Source organism: Amycolatopsis sp. VS8301801F10 (assembly GCF_046195355.1).
Classification (GTDB): Bacteria; Actinomycetota; Actinomycetes; order Mycobacteriales; family Pseudonocardiaceae; genus Amycolatopsis.
This window is the reverse complement of record NZ_CP176065.1, coordinates 7,246,728-7,267,306: the sequence shown is the minus strand read 5'-3', so window position 1 is coordinate 7,267,306 and position 20,579 is coordinate 7,246,728. Positions and strand designations below refer to the sequence as shown.

20 protein-coding genes and 1 pseudogene are annotated in these 20,579 nt (G+C 71.7%); 10 read left to right on the top strand and 11 right to left on the bottom strand.

From position 1 onward, the window contains the following. Positions 1-32 precede the first annotated feature (32 nt). Both F9C11_RS33300 and F9C11_RS33295 read right to left on the bottom strand, forming a co-directional pair. The gene (locus tag F9C11_RS33300; protein WP_199818137.1) at positions 33-398 is read right to left on the bottom strand and encodes an RNA-binding S4 domain-containing protein; all 366 of its coding nucleotides are present in this window, start codon (positions 396-398) and stop codon (positions 33-35) included. A 7-nt stretch (positions 399-405) separates the two neighbouring features. Next, positions 406-1,335 carry a hypothetical protein gene (locus F9C11_RS33295; protein WP_409181324.1) on the bottom strand — a complete coding sequence of 310 codons (930 nt, stop codon included), beginning with the start codon at positions 1,333-1,335 and terminating at the stop codon, positions 406-408. 339 nt (positions 1,336-1,674) lie between these two features. Between F9C11_RS33295 and F9C11_RS33290 the strand changes: the two genes are divergently transcribed. The 3 genes from F9C11_RS33290 to F9C11_RS33280 all read left to right on the top strand — a co-directional run bounded on the left by F9C11_RS33290 (position 1,675) and on the right by F9C11_RS33280 (position 3,824). After that, the gene (locus F9C11_RS33290; RefSeq protein WP_409181323.1) at positions 1,675-2,367 is read left to right on the top strand and encodes a helix-turn-helix transcriptional regulator; all 693 of its coding nucleotides are present in this window, start codon (positions 1,675-1,677) and stop codon (positions 2,365-2,367) included. A gap of 64 nt (positions 2,368-2,431) precedes the next feature. Next, a complete protein-coding gene (locus F9C11_RS33285) occupies positions 2,432-3,016 on the top strand; it encodes a nuclear transport factor 2 family protein (RefSeq protein WP_409181322.1) in 585 nt (194 codons plus the stop codon). A gap of 52 nt (positions 3,017-3,068) precedes the next feature. Then, positions 3,069-3,824: an alpha/beta fold hydrolase gene (locus tag F9C11_RS33280; RefSeq protein ID WP_409181321.1), complete on the top strand. Its 756-nt coding sequence runs from the start codon at positions 3,069-3,071 to the stop codon at positions 3,822-3,824. Positions 3,825-3,830: 6 nt separating this feature from the next. Here F9C11_RS33280 and mftD read toward each other — a convergent pair whose 3' ends face one another. The 7 genes from mftD to mftA are packed head-to-tail and all read right to left on the bottom strand — an operon-like array spanning position 3,831 to position 9,456. After that, on the bottom strand, positions 3,831-5,000 hold the full coding sequence (gene mftD, locus F9C11_RS33275) for a pre-mycofactocin synthase MftD (protein ID WP_409181320.1): 1,170 nt from the start codon (positions 4,998-5,000) through the stop codon (positions 3,831-3,833). Next, positions 4,997-6,424 (bottom strand): mycofactocin biosynthesis glycosyltransferase MftF, encoded by a 1,428-nt coding sequence (gene mftF, locus F9C11_RS33270; RefSeq protein ID WP_409181319.1) that lies wholly within the window; start codon positions 6,422-6,424, stop codon positions 4,997-4,999. The genes mftD and mftF overlap by 4 nt, the downstream gene beginning before the upstream one ends. Next, positions 6,421-7,209: a mycofactocin-coupled SDR family oxidoreductase gene (locus tag F9C11_RS33265; RefSeq protein WP_409181318.1), complete on the bottom strand. Its 789-nt coding sequence runs from the start codon at positions 7,207-7,209 to the stop codon at positions 6,421-6,423. The genes mftF and F9C11_RS33265 overlap by 4 nt, the downstream gene beginning before the upstream one ends. Continuing rightward, positions 7,206-7,895: a mycofactocin biosynthesis peptidyl-dipeptidase MftE gene (mftE, locus tag F9C11_RS33260; RefSeq protein WP_409181317.1), complete on the bottom strand. Its 690-nt coding sequence runs from the start codon at positions 7,893-7,895 to the stop codon at positions 7,206-7,208. Before mftE ends, F9C11_RS33265 begins: the two co-directional genes overlap by 4 nt. Before the next feature lies 1 nt (position 7,896). After that, a complete protein-coding gene (gene mftC / locus F9C11_RS33255; protein WP_409181316.1) occupies positions 7,897-9,069 on the bottom strand; it encodes a mycofactocin radical SAM maturase in 1,173 nt (390 codons plus the stop codon). After that, positions 9,069-9,362 (bottom strand): mycofactocin biosynthesis chaperone MftB, encoded by a 294-nt coding sequence (mftB, locus tag F9C11_RS33250; RefSeq protein WP_409181315.1) that lies wholly within the window; start codon positions 9,360-9,362, stop codon positions 9,069-9,071. The genes mftC and mftB overlap by 1 nt, the downstream gene beginning before the upstream one ends. Beyond that, the gene (gene mftA, locus F9C11_RS33245) at positions 9,352-9,456 is read right to left on the bottom strand and encodes a mycofactocin precursor MftA (RefSeq protein WP_037355132.1); all 105 of its coding nucleotides are present in this window, start codon (positions 9,454-9,456) and stop codon (positions 9,352-9,354) included. The genes mftB and mftA overlap by 11 nt, the downstream gene beginning before the upstream one ends. A gap of 190 nt (positions 9,457-9,646) precedes the next feature. Between mftA and F9C11_RS33240 the strand changes: the two genes are divergently transcribed. Next, a complete protein-coding gene (locus tag F9C11_RS33240) occupies positions 9,647-11,245 on the top strand; it encodes a PepSY-associated TM helix domain-containing protein (protein WP_409181314.1) in 1,599 nt (532 codons plus the stop codon). Continuing rightward, positions 11,242-11,850 (top strand): DUF5134 domain-containing protein, encoded by a 609-nt coding sequence (locus F9C11_RS33235; protein WP_409181313.1) that lies wholly within the window; start codon positions 11,242-11,244, stop codon positions 11,848-11,850. The genes F9C11_RS33240 and F9C11_RS33235 overlap by 4 nt, the downstream gene beginning before the upstream one ends. 634 nt (positions 11,851-12,484) lie before the next feature. Here F9C11_RS33235 and F9C11_RS33230 read toward each other — a convergent pair. After that, positions 12,485-13,219 carry a zf-HC2 domain-containing protein gene (locus F9C11_RS33230; protein ID WP_409181312.1) on the bottom strand — a complete coding sequence of 245 codons (735 nt, stop codon included), beginning with the start codon at positions 13,217-13,219 and terminating at the stop codon, positions 12,485-12,487. A gap of 100 nt (positions 13,220-13,319) precedes the next feature. Here F9C11_RS33230 and F9C11_RS33225 point away from each other — a divergent pair, with 100 nt between their 5' ends. Next, positions 13,320-13,889 (top strand): sigma-70 family RNA polymerase sigma factor, encoded by a 570-nt coding sequence (locus F9C11_RS33225; RefSeq protein WP_409181311.1) that lies wholly within the window; start codon positions 13,320-13,322, stop codon positions 13,887-13,889. 396 nt (positions 13,890-14,285) lie between these two features. Then, complete coding sequence (locus tag F9C11_RS33220) at positions 14,286-16,223, top strand: cytochrome c oxidase assembly protein (protein WP_409181310.1); 1,938 nt, start codon at positions 14,286-14,288, stop codon at positions 16,221-16,223. Positions 16,224-16,387: 164 nt separating this feature from the next. Here F9C11_RS33220 and F9C11_RS33215 read toward each other — a convergent pair whose 3' ends face one another. Then, positions 16,388-16,621, bottom strand: a complete 234-nt coding sequence (locus tag F9C11_RS33215; protein WP_409181309.1) for a hypothetical protein — start codon at positions 16,619-16,621, stop codon at positions 16,388-16,390. A 188-nt stretch (positions 16,622-16,809) separates the two neighbouring features. Here F9C11_RS33215 and F9C11_RS33210 point away from each other — a divergent pair, with 188 nt between their 5' ends. From F9C11_RS33210 to F9C11_RS33200, 3 genes and pseudogenes are all read left to right on the top strand, one after another. Next, the gene (locus F9C11_RS33210; RefSeq protein ID WP_409181308.1) at positions 16,810-19,044 is read left to right on the top strand and encodes a heavy metal translocating P-type ATPase; all 2,235 of its coding nucleotides are present in this window, start codon (positions 16,810-16,812) and stop codon (positions 19,042-19,044) included. Between the two features lie 77 nt (positions 19,045-19,121). Continuing rightward, positions 19,122-19,280 (top strand): annotated as a pseudogene (locus F9C11_RS33205) (SDR family NAD(P)-dependent oxidoreductase); the annotation flags it as partial. Positions 19,281-19,688: 408 nt separating this feature from the next. Then, on the top strand, positions 19,689-20,426 hold the full coding sequence (locus F9C11_RS33200) for a 2,3-dihydro-2,3-dihydroxybenzoate dehydrogenase (protein ID WP_409187027.1): 738 nt from the start codon (positions 19,689-19,691) through the stop codon (positions 20,424-20,426). Positions 20,427-20,579 lie beyond the last annotated feature (153 nt).

Here is a 20,579-nt window from a genome sequence, read left to right as displayed (position 1 = left end):
GCAAGGAAGCGCCGGGTGAGCGCTTGGCGGGGTCAGCCCTGCTGCCGGCGGAATTCGTCCAGCACCCGGCGCTCCCGCTTCGTCGGGCGGCCCGCGCCGCGCTCGCGGCGGGCGACCGGGATCGCCGCTTCCGGCGGCGGCTTCGGGGTGCGGTCGATGAGGCAGGTGGCCGCGACGGCGGCGCCCACGCGTTTCTGGATCACCTGCACGACCTCGACCACGCGGGTCGTCGTCCCGATCCGGGCGCGGACCTCGTCTCCGGGAACCACTGTCGTCGCGGGTTTCGCCGGGCGGTCGTTCACGCGCACGTGCCCGCCCCGGCAGGCGGCCGCGGCGTCGGCGCGCGTCTTGGTCAGCCGGACCGCCCAGAGCCAGCGGTCGATCCGCGTCGATTCCATGCGTCCATCATGGCGCGTCCCAGTGCCAGCGGAGGCCGAGGATCCCCGGAGTGACCGAGGCGGAGACGACGTGCGCGGGCAGGCCGTCGGTGATCGGCAGTTCGGCGACGGCCGTCTCCGGTCCGGCGGGGGAGTCGAGCCGGTAGGCGTGGCAGGCGCGCGGCGCGAAGCCGGGTGCGAAGTGCAGTTCGAGCAGGTGTTCGTGCACGGCGTTGCGGAACCGGCGCTCGTACGACCGGTCCGGGCGGTCGTCGGTGAATTCGAACTCGTACTCGGCGATCGCGGTTTCGCCGCGGTCCAGGCCCCGGGCGAGGACGAGTTCGGCCACCGTGAACCCCTCCTCGGCGAGGGATTCCGTGCGCCCGGGCGAGCAGTAGCGGGTGCGCACCAGCCGCGGCGGGCAGCCGGGTCCGACGCCGTGCGCGGTGACCAGCCGGATGTGCGTGTCGTCCTCGGTCGCGCGCAGGACCTCGCGCACTTCCAGCCGGTGCAGCCGCCGGTCCGGGCCGACGTGCACGGCTTCGTGCAGGCTGACCACCACGAGCGACGTCCGGTACGCCGTCTCGAACGAGTTCAGCACCCGCAGCACGGCGTTTCGCTTTCCCCACAGCCGTTCCCAGCGCACCATCGGGACCGGCGGCGGTTCCGGAGCGCGCTCGATCAGCCCGGTCAGCGAGCCCGGCGGCAGGTCGAGCACGCCCTCGAGAATCCGCACCGCGACGCGCGAACGGGCGCGGGCGGGCACGGTGCGGCCGGTCCGCCAGTAGCTGAGCGTCGTGGTGCTGACCGCCGCGCCCGCCGCGGCGAGCCGGTCCCGGAGCCGGTCGAGTCCGAGCCCGCTGCGGTCGATGGCCAGGGTCAGGGCGCGGCTGAACGGCCCGTCCGCCAGCGCGTCGGCGAGCCGGTCCGGCTGGGCGCCGGGACCTGTCGAGAACACCTGCGTCCTCCTCGGGTCGTCCCCACCCATTCGCCTCCGGATCAGCCGGCGGCGCAACCCGTCGAAGGTCGGGTCTTGGCCGGTCAGCGCGGATTCCGGCGAACGGCGGGCGACCCCGCCGGACCGGGAACGGGCCGGCCCCCTGCGCCGACCCGCTCCCGGCGGCCCCCTCGTCCCCCGACGAACGAGGGGACCGCGCCGGTCCGCCGCCCTCCACAGGACGGACCGGCGCCGGCCGCGACTCCCGCGAACGGAACAGCGCCGGACGGCTTTCGTGACGGCGGTCGCCGGCAAAGCCACCCGATCGGGTGAGGATGTGCCGGTTCGTAGGCTGGCCGGGTGAATCGCACGGACCGGCTGTACGCACTGGTCGAGGAGCTCCGGGCGGTCGCGCCGCGCACCCGGACCGCGGCGTGGCTCGCGGCCCGGTTCGAGGTCAGCGTGCGCACGATCGAACGCGACCTCGGCGCGCTGCGCGAGGCAGGCGTCCCGATCTGGACCGAAACGGGCCGGACCGGCGGCTACGGCCTCGACCGCGAGCGGACCCTGCCGCCGCTCACCCTCACGCCGGAGGAGGCCATCGCGATCACCGTCGCGCTGCGTTCGGCCGCGGGGTCGCCCTTCGCGGGCGCGGCGGAGTCGGCGGCGCGGAAGGTGCTGGCGCGGCTGCCGTCGGACGTCCGCGACGCCGAACAGCACCTCGCCGCGCGGCTGCACCGGGTCGGCGAGCCCGAACCGCCTGCCGTCCGCAGCGGACTGATCCTCACCGCGCTCGCCGCGCGCCGCGTCCTCCGGCTGTCGTACGTGGACGCCAAGGGCAAGGAAACCGAACGCGACGTCGAGCCGCTGGGCCTGCTGTGGGGTCCGGCGGGCTGGTACGTGCTCGGCTGGTGCCGCCTGCGCGACGCGGTCCGCGGCTTTCTGCTGGACCGGATCCGCGCCCTCGCGCTTACCGGCGACCACGTCGAACGCCGCGAGGTCGACCTCGACGCCGAACTCGCCCGGATCTCCGCCCGCCCGCTCGGCGAGTGACCTGCGCCACGCGGCGGCGAAACACCGACAGGACGGTGTCGCCGGCGGCCGCGATCGTTCTCCCATGGCAAACGAATTGCACCCCGAAGAAATCCCCGCCCTCTGGTGTCGGATGTGGAACGAGGACGCCTCGCTCGCGCACCGGCTGCTCACCGCCGACGGCCGCCAGTGGTCCGGCGCCAAACCCGGCCTCGACCCGCTGGTCGGCCCGGCGGACGCGGAGGCGTTCATCGCGAAGTACCAGCGCGAGGTCGGCAACAAGTTCGTCCCGCGCACTTTTGTCGTCGACGGCGCCGACCGGCTCGCCTTCACCTGGGACGTCACCCGGCGCGACGGCGTGGTCATCACCGGAGCCGACCTGTGCGTGCTCACCGGCGGAAAAGTCTCGCGGAACTGGACGATCCCCTCGCCGGACGGCCGGTCGGACCTGCCGGACGGGCCGGGCCGAGGAGGCCTGGACCGCGAGGAACTGCGGGTGCTGGCGAAGGACGCGCATCCGTGGCAGGGCGAACTGGTGCTCGACCCGGTGCGGCAGACCGTCGCCGGGACCTGGTCGGACGGGGAGCGCGGCGGGATCGCGGTCATGGTCGCGGTCGACGGCCGGGTGGACCGGGAATGGGTGGTGCCGGGGACCCGTCCGCTTCCGTGATCCCGGGGGCCGGCGCGTGCGATCATGGGGTCCGGCCAGCAGGAAGGACCCCATGACCGCCTCGCCCGTCCACCGGTTCCGCGCCCGCGACGGGCTCGAACTGGCCTACCGCGAACTGGGCGAGGGCACGCCCGTCGTGCTGCTGCACGGGTTCACCTCGTCCGGCGAGGCGTGGCTGCGCAGCGGGCTGGCCGCGCAGCTCGCCGAGCGAGGATTCCGCGTGCTGCTGCCGGATTTCCGCGGCCACGGCGCGAGCCCGCAGCCGGCCGATCCGGCCCGCTACCCGCCGGAGGTGCTCGTGGACGACGGGCTCGCGTTCGTCGAGCAGCTCGGACTGACCGAATACGCCCTCGGCGGGTACTCGCTCGGCGCGCGAGTGGCGCTCCGCATGGTCGCGCGCGGTGCGCGGCCGTCGCGGCTTCTCCTTGGCGGGCAAGGACTTGCCGCGATGCGGCGAGGCGGCGGGGGAGGTCCGCTGCACCGGGTGCTGACGGCGTTGACCGAAGGCCGGACCGTGGAACCGGCCGACGCCCAGACCGCGCACTGGATCGCCCGCCTCGGCGCCGATCCGCGCGCGCTGATACAGGTTCTGCGTTCGGTCGTGCCGATGGAGGACCTCCCCGCGCTCACGATTCCGGCGCTCGTCGTGGTCGGCAGCGAGGACGCGGGGCACGCGGACGCCGAGCCGCTCGCCGAGCTGGTGAACGCGGAGTTCGCCTCGGTGCCCGGCGATCATTACGGTGCGTCGGCCGCGCCGGAGTTCACGGCCGAGGCGGTGCGGTTTTTCGCCGGTGGACGGTGGAACTGACCGGGCTCAGGCTCCGATCCGGCGCTCGAATCCTTCGGGAATGATCAGGTCGTCGCGGCTCAGGTCGTGCACGCTGCGGTGGCCTAGCGCGAGCAGTGTCGAGTCGATGCCGTTGCGCAGCACGTCCAGCACGTTCTCCACCCCGGCCTGTCCGCCGGCGGCGAGGCCCCACAGGTACGCGCGCCCGATCAGGACCGCGCGGGCCCCGAGCGCCAGCGCCTTCACGACGTCGCTGCCGCGGCGGATTCCGCCGTCCAGCAACACTTCCACCTCGCTCCCGACCGCCTCCGCGACCGCGGGCAGGGCGCGGATCGTGGCGGGCGTGCCGTCGAGATTGTTGCCGCCGTGGTTGGACACCGAGATCGCGCTGACCCCGGCGTCCACCGCGCGGCGCGCCTCGTCGACGCGGTACACGCCCTTCAGCAGGAACGGCCCGTCCCACTGCTTCCGCAGCCAGCTCACGTCTTCCCAGCTCGGCGGCGCGGTCTGCATCCACTGGCCGTACGCGCCGAAGAACGACGGCACCGGCGTGCCGGGTTCGGCCATGTTCGGGACGCTGAGGTCGGGCAGTTTCCGGGTGCGGGCGTAGGCGAGCAGCCAGCGCGGACGCGTCATGCCCTCGGGTGCGAACCGGATCAGCTCGCGCAGCGTCAGCTTGTCCGGGATGTGCGGGCTGCCCCAGTCGCGGCTGTGCGAGAAGGACCAGTCGAGCGTGAGGATGATCCCGACCGCGCCGGCGGACCGGGCGCGGTCCAGCCGGCGCAGGATGTCGTCGCGGCTGCCGGTCCAGTACACCTGGAAGTACGTGTTCGGATTGGCGGCCACCACTTCCTCGATCGGCTTGCTGGCGAACGAGGACAGCCCCATCGACGTCCCGCGCGCGGCGGCGGCGCGGGCGACTGCGACCTCGCCGTCGGGGTGCACCGCCTGCACGCCGGTCGGCGAAATCACCACCGGCAGCGCGACGTCCCGGCCGAGGACGTTCGTGCTCAGGTCGCGTTCGCCGGGCAGCCCGGCGGTGCGCGGGGCGAACCGCAGTTCGTCGTACGCCGCCAGGTTGTCCTGCAGCGTCAGGCCTTTTTCCGAACCGGCGATCAGTGCCGAGTAGACGGACGCGGGCAGGCGTTTCTTGGCCCGCCGCTGTGCTTCGGCGACGGATTCGAACCAGGTGCTCATCGTTTTCCCTTCGGGTCGGCGCGCAGCGGGCGCCAGGCGACGCGCGGCCGCAGCGGGACTGCGGTCCGGTGGTTGAGACAGCCCGCCCACACCCCGGCGCCGTACGCGAGATCGTCGGCGACCGCGCCGGCGGTGTAGCGGAGGGGATCGAGATCGGGGCGTTGCCGCAGCCAAGCGGTGAACGGCGGCCCGGCGAGCAGCGAGGCGAGCGCGGCCCGGCGGCCCCAGCGTTTCCGCCCGCCCGGCAGCAAGAACGCGGCGAGCAGGGGAGCGGCGAATTGCGTGCTGTACCGGCCGAATCCGAGCCACGTTTGTCCTGCGGCGGTGGCCATCGCTCGGGTGACCCCCTTGGTGGGCACGTCGCTTCGGCGGAGCAGGCGGGTCATGCTGAACACTGCGCCGGCGAACGCTGCGGCGGCCGGGAGCGGACGGCGAGCCAGCAGCGCGGCGACGGTGAGCGTCGGCCAGGGGTGCAGGACGAGCGGGGCCATCGCGGCCGGGCGACGGAGCGCTAGCGGTGCGGCGGAAGTTCCGTAGCTGGCGCGGCGGCGGAGCAATCCGCGCCAGGTGGCCGGTTCGTGGTGATCGACGTGTGCGGACGGGTCGTAGCGGATCCGGTAGCCCGCGTCGTGGAGCCGCCAGCCGAGGTCGACGTCCTCGCCGACGCGCATCGCCGGATCGAAGACCGCACCGTCGCGCGCGACGGATTCCAGTGCGCTCCGGCGGACCAGGAGGGCGGCAGTGGGCACATAGGACAGTCGGGTGCCGGGTGCGACGCGGGCGGCGGCGGTGCCCAGGTCGAGGCTGCTGGCGGCGCGCGTGTAGCGGCCGGCCCAGGTGTCGGGCGCGAGGGGGCGCACGCGCGGCGCGACGGCGGCGACGAGCGGGTCGGCGAAATGCCCGGCCAGCCGGTCGATCCAGTCCGGCGACGGGACGCAGTCGCTGTCCAGGAAAGCGATCAGGTCGGTGGAAACGTGCTCCAGCGCGGTGTTCCGGGCCGCGCCCGGGCCGCCGTTGACGTCGCGGCGGACGAGTTTCGCACCGTGCGCGGAGGCTGCCGCGGCGATGGCAGCGGGGTCGGCGGATCCGTCGTCGACGACCAGCGCGGGGCAGCGGCCGTCGAGTCCGGCCAGGCAGCGGCCGAGCAGTTCGGCGCGGTCGCGGACCGGGATCACGACGGTCGCGTCCGCGGTTTTGGCCGGTGGCAACGGATGTGCGAACCCGACGTCGGTGAGCAGCCGGGCGAGGACGCCTTCCGCCGAGGTCTCCACCGGGTGGTCCGCCAAGCGTTCCCAGGCCGTCCGACCGCCCTTCGTGAGGCGCAGGACGCGGGCGGGCGAGCCGCCGAAGAGCAGGCCTTCGGAGAGCTGTTTGACGCTCGGGTCCAGGGCGAGCCGGAATCCGGCGGGCAGCGGGGCGGTCACAGTGCCAGCCCTCCGTCCACCGGGATCACGGCACCGGTGGTCGCGCTGCTTTCCGGCCCGACGAGGAAGGCCAGGACGGCGGCGACCTCGGCGGGATCGAGCAGGCGTCGCATAGGTTGCTGCGCGGCAAAGCTTTTTGCTGAGGGGAGGCCGTATAAGCGGGCGCTCTCGGCGAGAATCGGCGTGTCGGTCGAGCCGGGGCTGACCGCGTTCGCGGTGACGCCGGAGTCGGCTAATTCCGTGCCCAGCGCGCGAATCAACCCGGCGACTCCGGCTTTCGCCGCGCAGTACGCGGCGAGCAGGGGCAATCCGCGTGTCGCGGCGGCGGACGCGACGGCGAGGAATCGTCCGGAGCGGGGTTTCGGCCGGCGCAGCAACGCGGGAATCGCGGTGTGGGCGAGGTTGAGGACGCCGCGGAGGTTGACGTCGAGGACCGCGTCTTCCTGCTCCGGCGGCATTTCCCACAGCGGCACGCCGCCCGCGATCACTCCGGCCGCTGCGATGGCTGCGTCCAGGCCGCCCCAGCGTTGTTCCGCTGCTGCTACCGCTGCGGCCAGTTGCGCGCGGTCGCGGACGTCTGCGTGGAATTCTTCTGCGGTGCCACCGGTTTCGCGGATCTTGGCGACCACTGTGGACAGTTCTTCGCCGGTGCCCATCGGATAGGGGAGAGCCGGGTTGTCTTCGGCGACGTCCACGGCGAGGACGGCCCAGCCTTGTTCAGCCAGCTTGGTCGCGGTGGCTGCGCCGATGCCGCGCGCCGCGCCGGTCACGAGGGCGGTTTTCATGGCGTCACCGCGGAAGTCCAGTCGCGCACGTGCGCTCGCAACTGCGCCGCGAGGTCGTCGAGGAGCTTCCGGCCTTCGTCCGCGGTCGCTCCGGTGGGGTCGCCGAGGATTCCGGTGTCGGTCACCGCGCGCACGCCGCCTTTGCGCAGAACCGGAAGCAACTCGCTCAGCGGCCGAGTGTCGCCCGGAACTGCTTTGCCCAGCTGCACTTTGTCCGGGCGAAGAGCCAGCTGCAGAGCGGTTTCCGGCCGTCCGGCGTGCGGATCTCCTTGCCAGCGCGGCTCGAACACCGAAACGTCCCGTGATTCGGCACGCAGGGTCGCGACCGCGCGGGTCACCGAAGCCGCGTTGCCGCCGTGCGCGGACACGAAAAGCAGCCGCCGGAAGGTCTCGCAGGCCGACCGGCCGAGTTCCACGAGCAGGAGTTCCGTGGCCGCCTGCCCGATCGACAGCGTCCCGGCGAATCCCGCGTGTTCGCCGCTCGATCCGTAGGGCACCGCTGGCGCGACCAGCACGTCCGGGCGCTCCGCGGCGAGGCGGTCGCACAACGCCGTGGCGAGGTCGGTGTCGGTGCTCAGCGGCAGGTGCGGACCGTGCTGCTCGGTCGCCCCGAGCGGCACGGCGAGGATCGCGCCGGACGCCGCGTGTTCGGCGACGTCCGGCGACGACAGGTCGGCCAGGCGCATTTCAGCGGCCCGGGGCGAAGCCCGCGAGCGGGTTCTCGTCGCAGGCCCGTTCCGGCGGACGGCGCATGCCGATGGTCACCGGGACCTTGCGGTGCGAATGGTCCAGCGACGGCTTCGGCACGCTGCCCGCGGCGACCCCGGCCAGCGCGCGTTCGCCGTGGCCGCGCACGCATTCCGGGTCCGGGCCGTCGAGCGGCAGCCCGGTGAAGAACTTCGCCGCCATGCACCCGCCGCGGCAGGCGTCGAAGGCCGAACACGACGTGCAGGCCCCGCCGCTCTGCGGGCTGCGCAGCTCGGCGAACAGCTCGGATTCCCGCCACACCCGGGCGAAACCGCCTTCGCCGCGCGTGTTGCCGGCGAGGAAGGTGTCGTGGATGGCGAACGGGCACGCGTAGACGTCGCCGACCGGGTCGATCAGGCACACCACCCGGCCGGCGCCGCACAGGTTCAGCCCGGGCAGGCCGCCGTCGCCGTACCCGGCGAGGTGGAAGAACGAGTCGCCGGTCAGCACGTTTTCGCCGTGGGCGACCAGCCAGTCGTACAGCTCCCGTTGCTGGGCGGCGGTGGGGTGCAGCTCGTCCCAGACGTCCGCGCCGCGGCCGGACGGGCGGAGCCGGGTGAGCCGCAGCTGGGCGCCGTAGCGGTCGGCGATGGCTTTGAAGTCGTCGAGCTGTCCCGCGTTCTGCCGGGTCACCACGACGGAAATCTTGAAGTTCCCGAACCCGGCGGCGGCGAGGTTCTCCATCGCCCGGATCGCGGTGCGGTAGGAGCCGGGGCCGCGGACGTGGTCGTTGACCTCCTCGGTGGCGCCGTCGAGGGAGATCTGGACGTCGACGTAGTCGCTGCCGGCGAGCCGTTTCGCGACGTCCTCGGTGATCTTGATGCCGTTGGTGGAGAACTTGACGCCGACGTGGTGCTCGGTCGCGTAGTCGACCAGCTCCCAGAAATCGGGCCGGACGGTCGGTTCGCCGCCGCCGATGTTCACGTAGAAGATCTGCATGCGCTCGAACTCGTCGATCAGCGCCTTGCATTCTTCCGTGCTCAGCTCGCGCGGATCGCGGCGGCCGGACGAGGAAAGGCAGTGCACGCACGACAGATTGCAGGCGTAGGTGAGTTCCCAGGTGAGGCAGATCGGCGCGGCGAGCCCGAACTGGAATTCGTCGACAAGCGACATCACACGCTCCTCGGATGGATCATGTCCGACGCCGCGAGGGCGGCGAGGGCGGCGCGGTAGCGGGGAAGTTCCGCCGGCGCGACTCCGGCCTGTGCGCACGCCGCGCGGGCGGAGGGGTGGTCGGGCAGCGCCTGCACCGCGGCGAGCATGGTGCGGCTCTTGAGAAAGGACAGCCGGCGGGTGCCGAAGTGGTACAGCAGCGCGCCGAACCGCTCCGGCCGGATGGAGACCCGGCTGTCCAGTTCCCAAGCACCGTCCAGATCGAACGCCGCGGCGCTGCGATCAGTAGACACCGCACATTCCGTCGATGGAGACCTCTTCGACGAGCAACTCGTCGGCTACGACCTCTTCGGCCTTCGTCTCGGCTGCGGCTGTCGTCTCGCTCATCGTGACTCCCTTGTCTCGGCCGGCGATATTTGACACTTGGTGTCGAATGTGAGGGCGACAATACTGTCACGCAGTGCCAGAAGCAATGCCTCGCCGGCGCGGGGCACCCGAACGGGCGTTCTCCGCGGCCGGGAACCGACTGCCCCGCCGGTCCGACTCCTCAGGAGGCGGACCACGCGAAGGGAGCGGAATGGCCATCGGCGTCGACGGAGAGCCACGCACGGAACCGGCACGACCCGCGGGGTGGGCGGCGATTCGCCCGTTGGTGCTGCGGCTGCACTTCTACGCCGGAGTGTTCGTCGGCCCGTTCCTCCTGATCGCTGCGCTGACGGGGATCGCGTACGTGTGGACGCCGCAGCTGGAACAGGCGGTCTACGCGCACGAACTGCACGTCCCGGCCGCTGCGGGTGTCGTGCCGCTCGATCAGCAGGTCCTCGTCGCCCGCGCTCAGGTCCCGGACGGCAAGATCATCGGCGTCCGCCCGGCACCGTCCGCGACCGACACCACCCAGGTGATCTTCGACCGTCCGGGCCTGGCGCCGAGCTATCGGTACACAGTGTTCGTCAACCCGCATGACGGGGAGATCCGCGGCGCGCTGGAGACCTACGGTTCCGGCCAGGCGCTGCCGGTCCGAGGCTGGATCGACACCCTGCACCGCAACCTCCATCTGGGCGATTTCGGCCGGCTGTACAGCGAACTGGCGGCAAGTTGGCTGTGGGTGATCACCCTGGCCGGCTTGGCTTTGTGGCTCGGCCGCCGGAGGCGCCTGCGTGCTGTGCTCCTGCCGTCCGCCGGAAAACCCGGACGCCGACGGCTGCGTTCCTGGCACGGTTCGACCGGCCTGTGGATCGCCGCGGGCTTGCTGTTCCTTTCCGCCACCGGCTTGACCTGGTCGCTGCACGCGGGCGCGAACATCACCGACCTGCGGTCCAATTTGGACTGGACGACGCCGTCGATCTCTTCTGGTTCCGCCTCGCCTGGCGACGTCGGCTGGCAGGCCGTCCGCGACGCGACGACCCGGGCCGGATTGTCCGACCCGGTGGAGATCCGCCCGCCTTCCAACGGCGGCTACGTGGTGCAGCAGGTGGGGCGGGGCTGGCCGTCCAAACAGGACTCGATGGCGGTCGATCCCGGTACGGGGAAGATCACCGGAACGCTGAGGTTCGCCGACTACCCGCTGGCCGCGAAACTGAGCCGGTGGGGGATCGACGCGCACATGGGGCTGCTGTTCGGGGTGGCGAACCAGGTGGTGCTGACGGTGCTCGGGGTGCTTTTGGCGTGCGTTGTCGGGTGGGGGTATCGGATGTGGTGGTTGAGGGGTCGTCCTGGCCGGGGTCGTTTGGGTGGCGGGGGTGGCTCCGGTGGGTTGCGGTCTGGTGGGGCGCGGTCTGGTGGGTTGTGGTCGGGTGGTGAGCCGCGCGGGACGCGTGTCGGTCGGATGCGGTCGAGTGGGGTTCAGCCTGGTCGGTTCTCGTCGGATGGCGCGTCGGGCGGGATTCGCTCCGATCGATTGCCCTCGGCTGACGCGCGGCCGAGCGACCTGGGAAGCCCGCCGGACGATCGCGGGGGCCGGCCTGCTCCGCACCCGGCCCGCGGAGTGCGCGGCGGGGCCACCTTCGGCCGGTTGCCGCTGCGGGGCGCGTGGCGGCGGATTCCCGGGCGAGTGCTGGCTCCGGTGCTGGTCGGAGTGGCGGTCGTGGGATGGTTCCTGCCGGTGTTCGGCGTGTCGCTGCTGGGCTTCCTGGCGGTCGACTGCCTGCTGGGACTGCGTCAGGAGGCCGCGCGATGATCGCCGAACCGGGGCTGCGATGGATTCTCACGCTGCTGTTCGCGGCGGCTGGAGTGTTTTGCTTGTACCGATGCGCGCGGCGTCCCGGCGTGAACGGCCGAGTGGCGGACGCGCTGCACGCGGCGATGTGCGTCGGAATGGTCACGATGGCGTGGCCGGCGACGATGACTTTCGCGCGGATCCCGCAGGTCGTCCTGTTCGCCGCGGCAGCCGGATGGTTCGCGGTGAGCGCGGCGCTGGGATTCGGGCACGGGCGGCTGCCGGGCGCACATCACGCGCTGATGATGGCCGGGATGGCGTGGATGGCGTTCGTGATGCCGTCGGCGATGGCGGGAATGACGATGTCCGCGACCGCGATGGGCGGCGAGCACGCCGGAATGGACATGGGCGACGCCGGGATGACCATGACCGGCCACGCTCCCGCGCACGTGGTGGTAGTCGCGGTGGTCCTGGCGGTGCTCTTTCTGGCGGCGGGAATCGCGTGGCTGGCCCGGGCCATCGACCACGCCCGGACGCTCGCCCGCCCTGGACGACGGGAAGTCGGGCTGGCGATGGAAGGCGTGATGAGCCTGGGGATGGCGGTGATGGCAGTGGCGATGATCTGAGCCGGGATTTGCGGCGATTGGCCGGGGTATTGCCTTCCAGGGCTGAGGTGGAGTTGGTTCGCCTCGCCTCGCCTCGCCTCGCCTCGCCTCGCAGCGCCTCGCCTCGCCTCGCGTCGCGTCGCTGGCCTCGCTTTACGTCGCGTCGCAGCGCGACCGGGCGGGTTGTTGCTGGGCCTTTGTTGGGGCTCGCGGGGCCAGAGCCGGAGCGGGCTTCGCGGGTCTGGTTCCGGCGGCGGAGCTTATTGTTTCGGTCGGGCAGGCACGAGCCTGTTGTTCGGGCTGGGCGTCCCGAGTTGCGCGGTTCTGAGCTGGGGAACCGGGATTGCGAGCCTGTTGTCGGGCGGCCAGCGAGCTGTGCGGGTTTGGCTTGGATTGCGCGGGAATCCCATCGTCTTGGCTTGGGCGGGCCGAGATTTGCGTGTTGTTGGCCAGAACAGGTCAGGCTTTACGGATTCGCGAATCTTGCCGATGAAGACGCCATTCCGAGTACCGCGGCTCTCGGATTCCCGCAGTCGGCGCCGCGGCTTGTTTCCACACTGCGCAGTCGCTCCCTATGCCATTCACGTCGCGTGGCGGCCCCGCGAGTGTTCCGGCTGGGTGAGCTGCCAGACCGGGATTCGCGGGAGGGTGGGTGTCAGGCGGCGCGGTGCCGTCCGGTCGGGCGTTGGGAATCTCGGCCGCGTTTCGGGTGCGGGCGGACCAAGGCGAGCGCGCCGTGGGTCGACACGGTGGGGTACTCCGGCGCGTCTGCGGTGTCGGCCAGGTCGGGGCCGGGCTGGTGCCGGAGGCGGTGTTGCCGGTGGACCGCGTAGAGCAATGCCAGTCCGACGACCAGGAAGACGTGCGACAGCACTCGCGCGACGGTCACCCGGTCGCCGATCAGGTCACTGGTCGTGAGCACCGCGAGGACGATCACGAACCCGGTGATCATCGGCAGCTGGCCGGCCGCCGCGCGGGTGCGCAGTGCGGCCCACAGCAGGCCGACGCCGACCGCGAGGTTCCAGGCCGCGCTTTCGTTGACCAGGTGGCCTTCCATAAAGCCGCCGTGCGCGTTGTCCATGCCGAGCAGTTGCGCGAACGCCAGCCCGCACTGGACCAGGCCGACCAGTCCCAGCGCGACCCGCAGACCCCATTTTTCCCGCGGCGGGGCCGGGGTTTCGGCGAGGATGCGGTCGGTGAGGTCGGGCACTTCGGGCGCACTGCGGACCAGCAGGGCGCGGCGCAGCGTCGCGCTCCGTTCGTACCAGTTCCGGCACGACGCGCAGGTCTCGAGGTGCTGGTCGACCTGCGGTTCGGGCGCGGGACCCGCTTCGCCGTCGAGTCGCGCGGACAGCGCTTCGCGGAAGATTTCACAGCTCACGTCTGTCATAGTCGCTCGGATGCGCGCCGGAGTTCCCGGCGGGTTCGGCGATTTTTCTCCGGGCTGGTCACGGAACTGTCCCGGACGGGCATGGACTACCGTGAGGTCCGTGTCCACCGGCCGCGACCACGACGACGAGCGGATCACCGCGCTGGCCCTCGCCGCCGGCCGCGGCGACCGGGCCGCGTTGGAAGCCTGGGTCCGCGCGACGCAAGCCGACGCGTGGCGCTTCCTCGCCCACCGCACCAGCCCGACCGAAGCGGACGACCTCACCCAGGAAACGTACCTGCGCGCGTTCGGCTCGCTGCCACGCTTCGCGGGCCGGTCATCGTCGAGGACGTGGCTGCTGTCCATCGCCCGCCGGGTGGTCGTGGACCGCATCCGCGCGCGCTCGGTCCGCCCCCGCGAATCCACGACGGCCGACTGGCAGCGCGCCGCAGAAGAACAGTCGGCCCGGACTCGCACCGCGGGCTTCGAAGACCTGATCGAACTGGGCCTGCTGCTCGACACTCTCGACGAGGACCGCCGCGAAGCCCTGGTCCTGACCCAGTTCCTGGGCCTGTCGTACGCGGAGGCAGCCGAGGTGTGCGGCTGCCCGGTCGGCACGGTGCGGTCCCGGGTGTCCCGCGCCCGCGACGACCTGCTGCGCGCCCAGGAGGAGAACGACACCGCGATGTGACGGCGTTGCTCCGGCTTCGCTGGGGCGCGGTTGCTGGCTGGTGAGCGGATCGTGCGGCGGCTGGGTTGATTGTGCGGTGGCCGGGCCCTGCTGCACGCGGCGGATGGCAGGCCGGAACTCGGTTGGTGCCGCCGGACAATGAGCTGCTGCCCGGTTTTTCGGCGGTCGTCTTGCGGAGCGGCGGTGGCGGATTGCCGGGCTGGGTGATTGGCTCGCTTCCAGAGCCAGAGCCAGAGCCAGAGCCAGAGCCAGAGCCAGAGCCAGAGCCAGAGCCAGAGCCAGAGCCAGAGCCAGAGCCAGAGCTATCAGCGTGCGCTCGGCGTGGCTTCGGCGCGGGACCGTGGCCGTGATCCACGTCGCGGGAACTCGCCGCGGTTTCCGCTCGACCATTCTGCTGTGCGCACAATTCCGGCCCCGCACCGGCGGGGTTTGCTTGCCGCGGCGGGGGTTGCCGCGGTGGCCGTCGTGGTGGTGGTCGCCGCGGCGGGCGATGTCTATTCGGCTCTCGGCAATCCGGTTCCCGGTGCGTTGACGTCGTTGGGCACCTCCTTGCTTCGGTTGGTCGCCGACGCGGCCGGGGTGGTTTGCGTCGGCGGGCTGGTGTTCGCGGCGTTTCTGAGCCCGCCGGGCGAGGCGGGGCGGCTTTCCCCGGACGGTTACGCGGCGACCCGCACCGCGGCGGGTGCTGCGGGCGTTTGGGCGCTCGCGGCCGCGGTGCTCGTGCCGTTCGACGCCGCCGACGCCTCCGGGCGGTCGGTTTCCGAGGCGTTGCGTCTCGCGGACCTCGCCGTCCTCGTCGACGCCATGGAGGAACCCAAGGCGTGGCTTTGCGTCCTGGCGGTCGCGGCCGTCGTGGCGATCGGCGTCTGGCGCACGTTGACCTGGCGCACCACGGTGCTGTGGCTCTGCCTCGCCATCGCCGGGTTGCTGCCGAGGGCGGTCGCCGGGCACGTCTCCATCGGGGCGTGGCACGACCTCGCCACGAATGCCTTGGTATGGCACGTGATCGCGGCGGCGCTGTGGACCGGTTCGCTGGTTGCGCTGCTGGTCCACCGCGGTCCGGACGCGGCACGAGAGATCGCGCTCCGCCGGTATCGACGGTTGGCTGCCGGTTGTCTCGTCGTGGTCGCCGCATCCGGCGTGGTCGACGGTCTCGCACTGGGCCGTCCGGCCGGATTAGGTACTGGCTATGGCTTACTCCTCGGGGTGAAGGTCGTGGTCACGATGGTGCTGACGGTGCTGATCGCCGTCACGCGCCGTCGTTGCGGCGGCGGCACAGCGGCTCTCGTGGCGGAGGTCGTGGTGCTGGCTGGAGCACTGGGCGTCTCAGCCGGGTTGGCACATCTGGTGCCGCCCGCGTTCGTGGACGATCCGGCGACCGTCGGCGAGACCGTGCTCGGCTACGACCTGCCGGACCCTCCGGCGTTCGCGCGTCTCCTTCTCGATTGGCGTCCGGATTTGCTCCTCGGTGTCGTGGCGGTGCTCGCCGTCGCGGCTTATGCGGTCGGGGCGCGGCGCCTCCGCAACCGCGGCGACGACTGGCCTCGCGGCCGGTTCTGGGCGTGGACGTCCGGCTGGGCGACGGTGCTGATCGCGACGTCGTCCGGCCTGGGCAAGTACTCGTCCGGAACCTTCAGCCTGCACATGGTCATCCACATGACACTGGCCATGCTCGCCCCGGTGCTGCTCGTCCTCGGCGGACCGGTGACCCTCGCACTGCGCGCCCTGCCGGTGGCGGGCAAGGGACCGGACGGTCCGCGCGAGTGGCTGGTGGCGCTGCTGCACTCGCGGTTCACGCGCCTGGTCTCGCACCCGCTGGTGGCGTCGGCGGTGTTCGTCGGCTCGTATTACGCGCTGTACTTTTCGGGCCTGTTCGGCGAGGCGATGCGCTACCACTGGGCGCACCAGTTGATGAACCTCCATTTCCTCGTGTCCGGCTACGTTTTCTTCTGGCTGGTGATCGGCGTCGACCGCCCGCCGCGTTCGCTGCCGCATCTCGCGCGGCTCGGCATGATGTTCGCGGTGATGCCGTTCCACGCGTTCTTCGGCGTGATCCTGATGAACAAGCAGACGGTGATCGCCGAGACGTTCTACCGCTACCTGTCCTTGCCGTGGATGCCCGACCTCCTTTCCGATCAACGTCTTGGCGGCGGCATCGCCTGGGCCACCGGGGAAATCCCGATGATCGTGGTCGTCGTGGCGCTGCTGGTGCAGTGGGGCCGCCACGACGACCGCGAAGCCGCCCGGCTGGACCGCCGCTTCGACCAAGGCGAGGACGACGATTTCGCCGCCTACAACGCGATGCTCGCCGACCTGGCGGCCAGAAGGCAGTAGCCGCGGCCCGACACCCGCCGCGGCGGAACCCAGGTTCGGGCGTGCCTGGGTTCCGCTCGACCGGCATCGGGACCGCCGCCTGCCGCACCCGGATTCCCGGCTGCCGCACGCCCCGCGTCGCGACCCACCGCGGCGATCTCCTTGCGCTGGGCCGATTCCCGTCGCTAGACCACGGCAGTCACCACCTTGTCCAAGGCTCCGCCTTTGACGTCTTCGACGAGAACTTTCAGCTGTGCCAAGCTCATCTGCACTCGCTGGCCGAAGTCGTCGGTCAGCACGACACGGCGCTCCGGCGGGGCGGCGTCGTCGAGGAACAGCTCGGGGCAGCCGCAGTCGCAGTTGCCGCAGAACGTGGCCACCGGCTGAAGATTCCCTGCTGTGGCTGGGCTTTCGGACATTCTCGCTCCTGTCTGATCGGGTCGGGTCGGGCACTGCCACCATCCGGATAGTCGTCGGGGAGGCGCGAAAGGTTCCCAAGTCACCCGAAGGAGTGGCGACGGAAAAACAGGCGTACTATGGAAATCAGTCCGCCTTCCGGCGCAGGCACTGCCACCGAATTCGTGCCCGTCCTGGAATCCGGAGAACCATGTCCACGCAGACCGCCGCCCCCGCGGCGACCCCGACCCGTCACCTCGATCTCGCCGTCGGCGGGATGACCTGTGCCGCTTGCGCGGCGCGCGTCGAGCGCTCCCTCGGCAAGCTCGACGGCGTCCGCGCCACGGTGAACTACGCGACCGAACGCGCGACCGTCCACTATCCGCCCGATCTCGACCCGGCCTCGCTGGTCGCGACGATCGAGAAGGCGGGCTACACCGCGACTGTCCGCGGCGAAACGAGCCCGGAACACCGCGATGCGCGGGTGCGTGACTTGCGCCGCCGGTTGATCGCGGCCGCGGTGCTGGCGGTCCCGCTCGGCAACCTCTCGATCACGCTCGCGCTGGTGCCCTCGTTGCGATTCCCGTTGTGGGAACTGGTGTGCCTGCTGCTCGCGACGCCGGTCGTGTTCTGGTCGGCCGCGCCGTTCCACCGGGCCGCGCTGCGCAATCTGCGGCACCGATCGTCCAGTATGGACACCCTCGTTTCGCTCGGCGTGCTGGCGTCCTATCTGTGGTCGGCGGCTTCGGTGCTGATCGGATCGGGCAGCGAGGCGGGTTACTGGATCGGGTTCGGCGCGACCGCGCCGGGCGCGGATTCGGTGTATCTCGATGTCGCGGCCGGGGTGACGACGTTCTTGCTCGCCGGCCGGTACTTCGAGGCGAGGTCCCGGCGCGGCGCGGCGGACCTGCTCGGCGCGCTGGACGCACTGGCCGCCAAAGACGTGCGGATTCTGCGCGCGGACGGCGAAGCGCTGGTCGGGATCGGCGAGCTGGCGGTCGGCGACCGGTTCGTGGTGCGGCCGGGGGAGAAGATCGCGGCGGACGGAACCGTCGACACCGGTTTGTCCACAGTGGACGTCAGCGCGATCACCGGAGAACCCGTTCCGGCGGAGGTCGGGCCGGGAAACCGGGTGATCGGCGGGAGCGTCAACCTGAACGGCCGGCTGGTGGTGCGCGCGGAGGCCGTCGGCGCGCGGTCGCAGCTGGCGCAGATGAGCGCGCTGGCCGAGCGGGCGCAGGAGCGGAAGGCGGCGGTGCAGCGGCTGGCCGACCGGGTGTGCGCGGTGTTCGTCCCGGTGGTTTCGGCGTTGGCGGTGCTCACCCTGGCGGGGTGGCTGCTCACCGGGAACCCGGTTCGGGACGCGTTCGGCGCGGCGGTGTCCGTGCTGATCATCGCGTGTCCGTGCGCGTTGGGGCTCGCGACGCCGACCGCGCTGATGGTCGGCGTCGGGCGGGGTGCCCAACTCGGGATTCTCGTGAAGGGGCCGGACGCGCTCGAGGCGAGTCGTACGGTCGACACCGTCGTGCTGGACAAGACCGGCACGGTCACGCAGGGGCGGATGACGCTCGCCGAGACCCGGGCGTTCGGGGCGTTCTCTCCAGCGGAGGTGCTTCGACTCGCGGCCGCGGTGGAAGTGTCGTCGGAACACCCGATTGCCGCGGCGATTGTCGCGGACGGGCCAGCGGTGCTTCCAGCCGCTGAGTTCCAGGCGTTGCCGGGACTGGGCGCGCGCGGCGTGGTTGAGGGAACGGCCGTGGTGGTCGGGCGGCCGAGGTTGCTGGTGGACGAAGGGGTTTCGGTTAGCCCGGACGTCGAGGCCGCGGTGGCGTCTGCGGAGGCGGACGGGGCGACGGTTGTGCTCGTGTCGGCGGCTGACGAAGTCGCGGGCATGCTCGTCGTGCGGGACGAGGTGAAGCCTTCGGCACGGGCGGCGGTCGGGCAATTGCATCGGCTAGGGCTGAAAACGGTGTTGCTGACCGGCGACAACGAGGCGACGGCCCAGGCGGTCGCCTCGGAGGTCGGGATTCCCGAGGTGCTCGCCGGGGTATTGCCGAGCGAAAAGGCGGCGGCGGTGTCCGCGTTGCAGCGCAAGGGACACCGGGTGGCGATGGTCGGCGACGGAGTGAACGACGCTCCGGCGCTGGCGACCGCTGACCTCGGGCTGGCTGTCGCCGAGGGGACTGATCTCGCCTTGCGCTCGGCCGACATCATCCTGGTCCGCGACGACCTGTCGGTGCTGCCGGACGCGATCCGTCTCGCGCAGCGGACGTTGCGCACCATCCGGGGCAATCTCGTCTGGGCCTTCGGGTACAACGTGGCCGCGCTGCCGCTCGCCGCGTGCGGGCTGCTGAACCCGCTGATCGCGGGGGCCGCGATGTCGCTGTCGTCGGTGCTGGTGGTGGCCAACAGCTTGCGGTTGCGGAACTTCGCGCCCGGGCGCTGAGCCGGAGGTGGGCGGGATCACCCTGGCCGTCGCTCACCCGATTAGGTTAGGTTTGCCTAATCAGTCGGCGACGGAGGGTGAGGTGCGCGGTGACGCGGGACGCGGGAGCCGGGATCGAGGGACGGATCGCGCTGGTCACGGGAGGTGCGCGCGGAATCGGCGCGGCCGTCGTGGAGGCGCTCGCCCGGGCCGGTGCCGTGGTGGCCGCGGTGGACATCGACGAGGAGGGGTTGCGGGAGGTTGCCGCGCGCGACTACGGCGCGGGGCTGGCTCTGGCGGGTGCCGGAGGTGCTTCGGGCAGCGGACCGCTGGGCGATGCCGCGACGGGTTCGGGTGCGGTGGGTGCGTCGGAGGGTCGTGCGGGTGCGCGGCTTTCGGGGAGTGCTGCGGCCGGGGCTTCCGTGAGCGGCGAGGTCGGGCGGGCTTCGGTCGGCGCGTCGCGGGCTTCGGCGGGTGCCTCGGATGATGCGTCGCGCGCTTCGGCGGGCGTGTCGGAGGTCTCGGGTGATGCGTTGCCAGCTTCGGTGGGCGTGTCGGAGGTCTCGGGTGATGCGTCGCGAGCTTCGGTCGACGCGGCAGGGGCTGCGGCGGGCGTGTCGCCAACTTTGGCTGATGCTTCAGCGGATGAGGTTGCGAGCGGGGATATCCCGCGACCGTCGGCCGATTCGGCGGCGGGAGCGTTCGCGGGGCGTGGCGCTGCGCGGGCAGCCGACCACGCTGATGCGGTGCGGGATCGTCCGGCGGGCGACGTCCGGTTGCCGGTCGGGCGGGTGGTGCCGTTTGTGGCGGATGTCGGGGATCCGGGGGCGGTCGCGCGGGTGGTGGCGGACGTCGAGAGGGAGCTGGGGCCGATCGGGATCGGGGTGTCGGTCGCGGGGGTGTTGCGGCCCGGATCGGTGGGGGAGACCAGCGACGAGGACTGGGCGGCGACGTTCGCGGTCAACTCGACCGGGGTTTTCACGCTGCTGCGCGAGATATCCCGGCGGATGCAGCCGCGGGGGAGCGGGGTGCTGATCACCGTCGGGTCGAACGCGGCCGGTGTCCCGCGGACCGGGATGGCCGCTTACGCGGCTTCGAAGGCGGCGGCGACCATGCTCACCCGTTGCCTCGGGCTGGAACTCGCCGGTTCGGGGATCCGGTGCAACATCGTCTCGCCGGGGTCGACCGACACCGCCATGCAGCGTCTACTGTGGACGGACGATTCCGGCGAAGCCCGGGTGATCGCGGGGGATCCGGAGGAGTTCCGCGTCGGGATTCCGCTCGGGCGGATCGCCGATCCGGCGGATATCGCGGACGCGGTGCTGTTCCTCGTGTCCGACCGGGCGCGGCACATCACCATGCAGAACCTCTATGTCGACGGCGGCGCCACGCTTCGTGCGTGACCCGGGTCGACCCGCCGGGCGGCTTTTCCTTTTCGTCCGGGTACGTTAGTGTCCATTAGGTTAGGCTAACCGAACAGTCGAGGTCCGGGCCCTGTGCGGGGAACGGACGGGGCGGCTCGGCCGCCTGCGCGTGTGCGAAAGGGAATTCACCTC

Bases quoted from the DNA above. Each gene is read 5' to 3' on its own strand.
- F9C11_RS33300 (WP_199818137.1), bottom strand. From the start codon at position 398: ATGGAATCGACGCGGATCGACCGCTGGCTCTGGGCGGTCCGGCTGACC.
- F9C11_RS33285 (WP_409181322.1), top strand. From the start codon at position 2,432: ATGGCAAACGAATTGCACCCCGAAGAAATCCCCGCCCTCTGGTGTCGG.
- F9C11_RS33280 (WP_409181321.1), top strand. From the start codon at position 3,069: ATGACCGCCTCGCCCGTCCACCGGTTCCGCGCCCGCGACGGGCTCGAA.
- mftD (WP_409181320.1), bottom strand. From the start codon at position 5,000: ATGAGCACCTGGTTCGAATCCGTCGCCGAAGCACAGCGGCGGGCCAAG.
- F9C11_RS33265 (WP_409181318.1), bottom strand. From the start codon at position 7,209: ATGAAAACCGCCCTCGTGACCGGCGCGGCGCGCGGCATCGGCGCAGCC.
- mftE (WP_409181317.1), bottom strand. From the start codon at position 7,895: ATGCGCCTGGCCGACCTGTCGTCGCCGGACGTCGCCGAACACGCGGCG.
- mftC (WP_409181316.1), bottom strand. From the start codon at position 9,069: ATGTCGCTTGTCGACGAATTCCAGTTCGGGCTCGCCGCGCCGATCTGC.
- mftA (WP_037355132.1), bottom strand. From the start codon at position 9,456: ATGAGCGAGACGACAGCCGCAGCCGAGACGAAGGCCGAAGAGGTCGTA.
- F9C11_RS33240 (WP_409181314.1), top strand. From the start codon at position 9,647: ATGGCCATCGGCGTCGACGGAGAGCCACGCACGGAACCGGCACGACCC.
- F9C11_RS33235 (WP_409181313.1), top strand. From the start codon at position 11,242: ATGATCGCCGAACCGGGGCTGCGATGGATTCTCACGCTGCTGTTCGCG.
- F9C11_RS33230 (WP_409181312.1), bottom strand. From the start codon at position 13,219: ATGACAGACGTGAGCTGTGAAATCTTCCGCGAAGCGCTGTCCGCGCGA.
- F9C11_RS33215 (WP_409181309.1), bottom strand. From the start codon at position 16,621: ATGTCCGAAAGCCCAGCCACAGCAGGGAATCTTCAGCCGGTGGCCACG.
- F9C11_RS33210 (WP_409181308.1), top strand. From the start codon at position 16,810: ATGTCCACGCAGACCGCCGCCCCCGCGGCGACCCCGACCCGTCACCTC.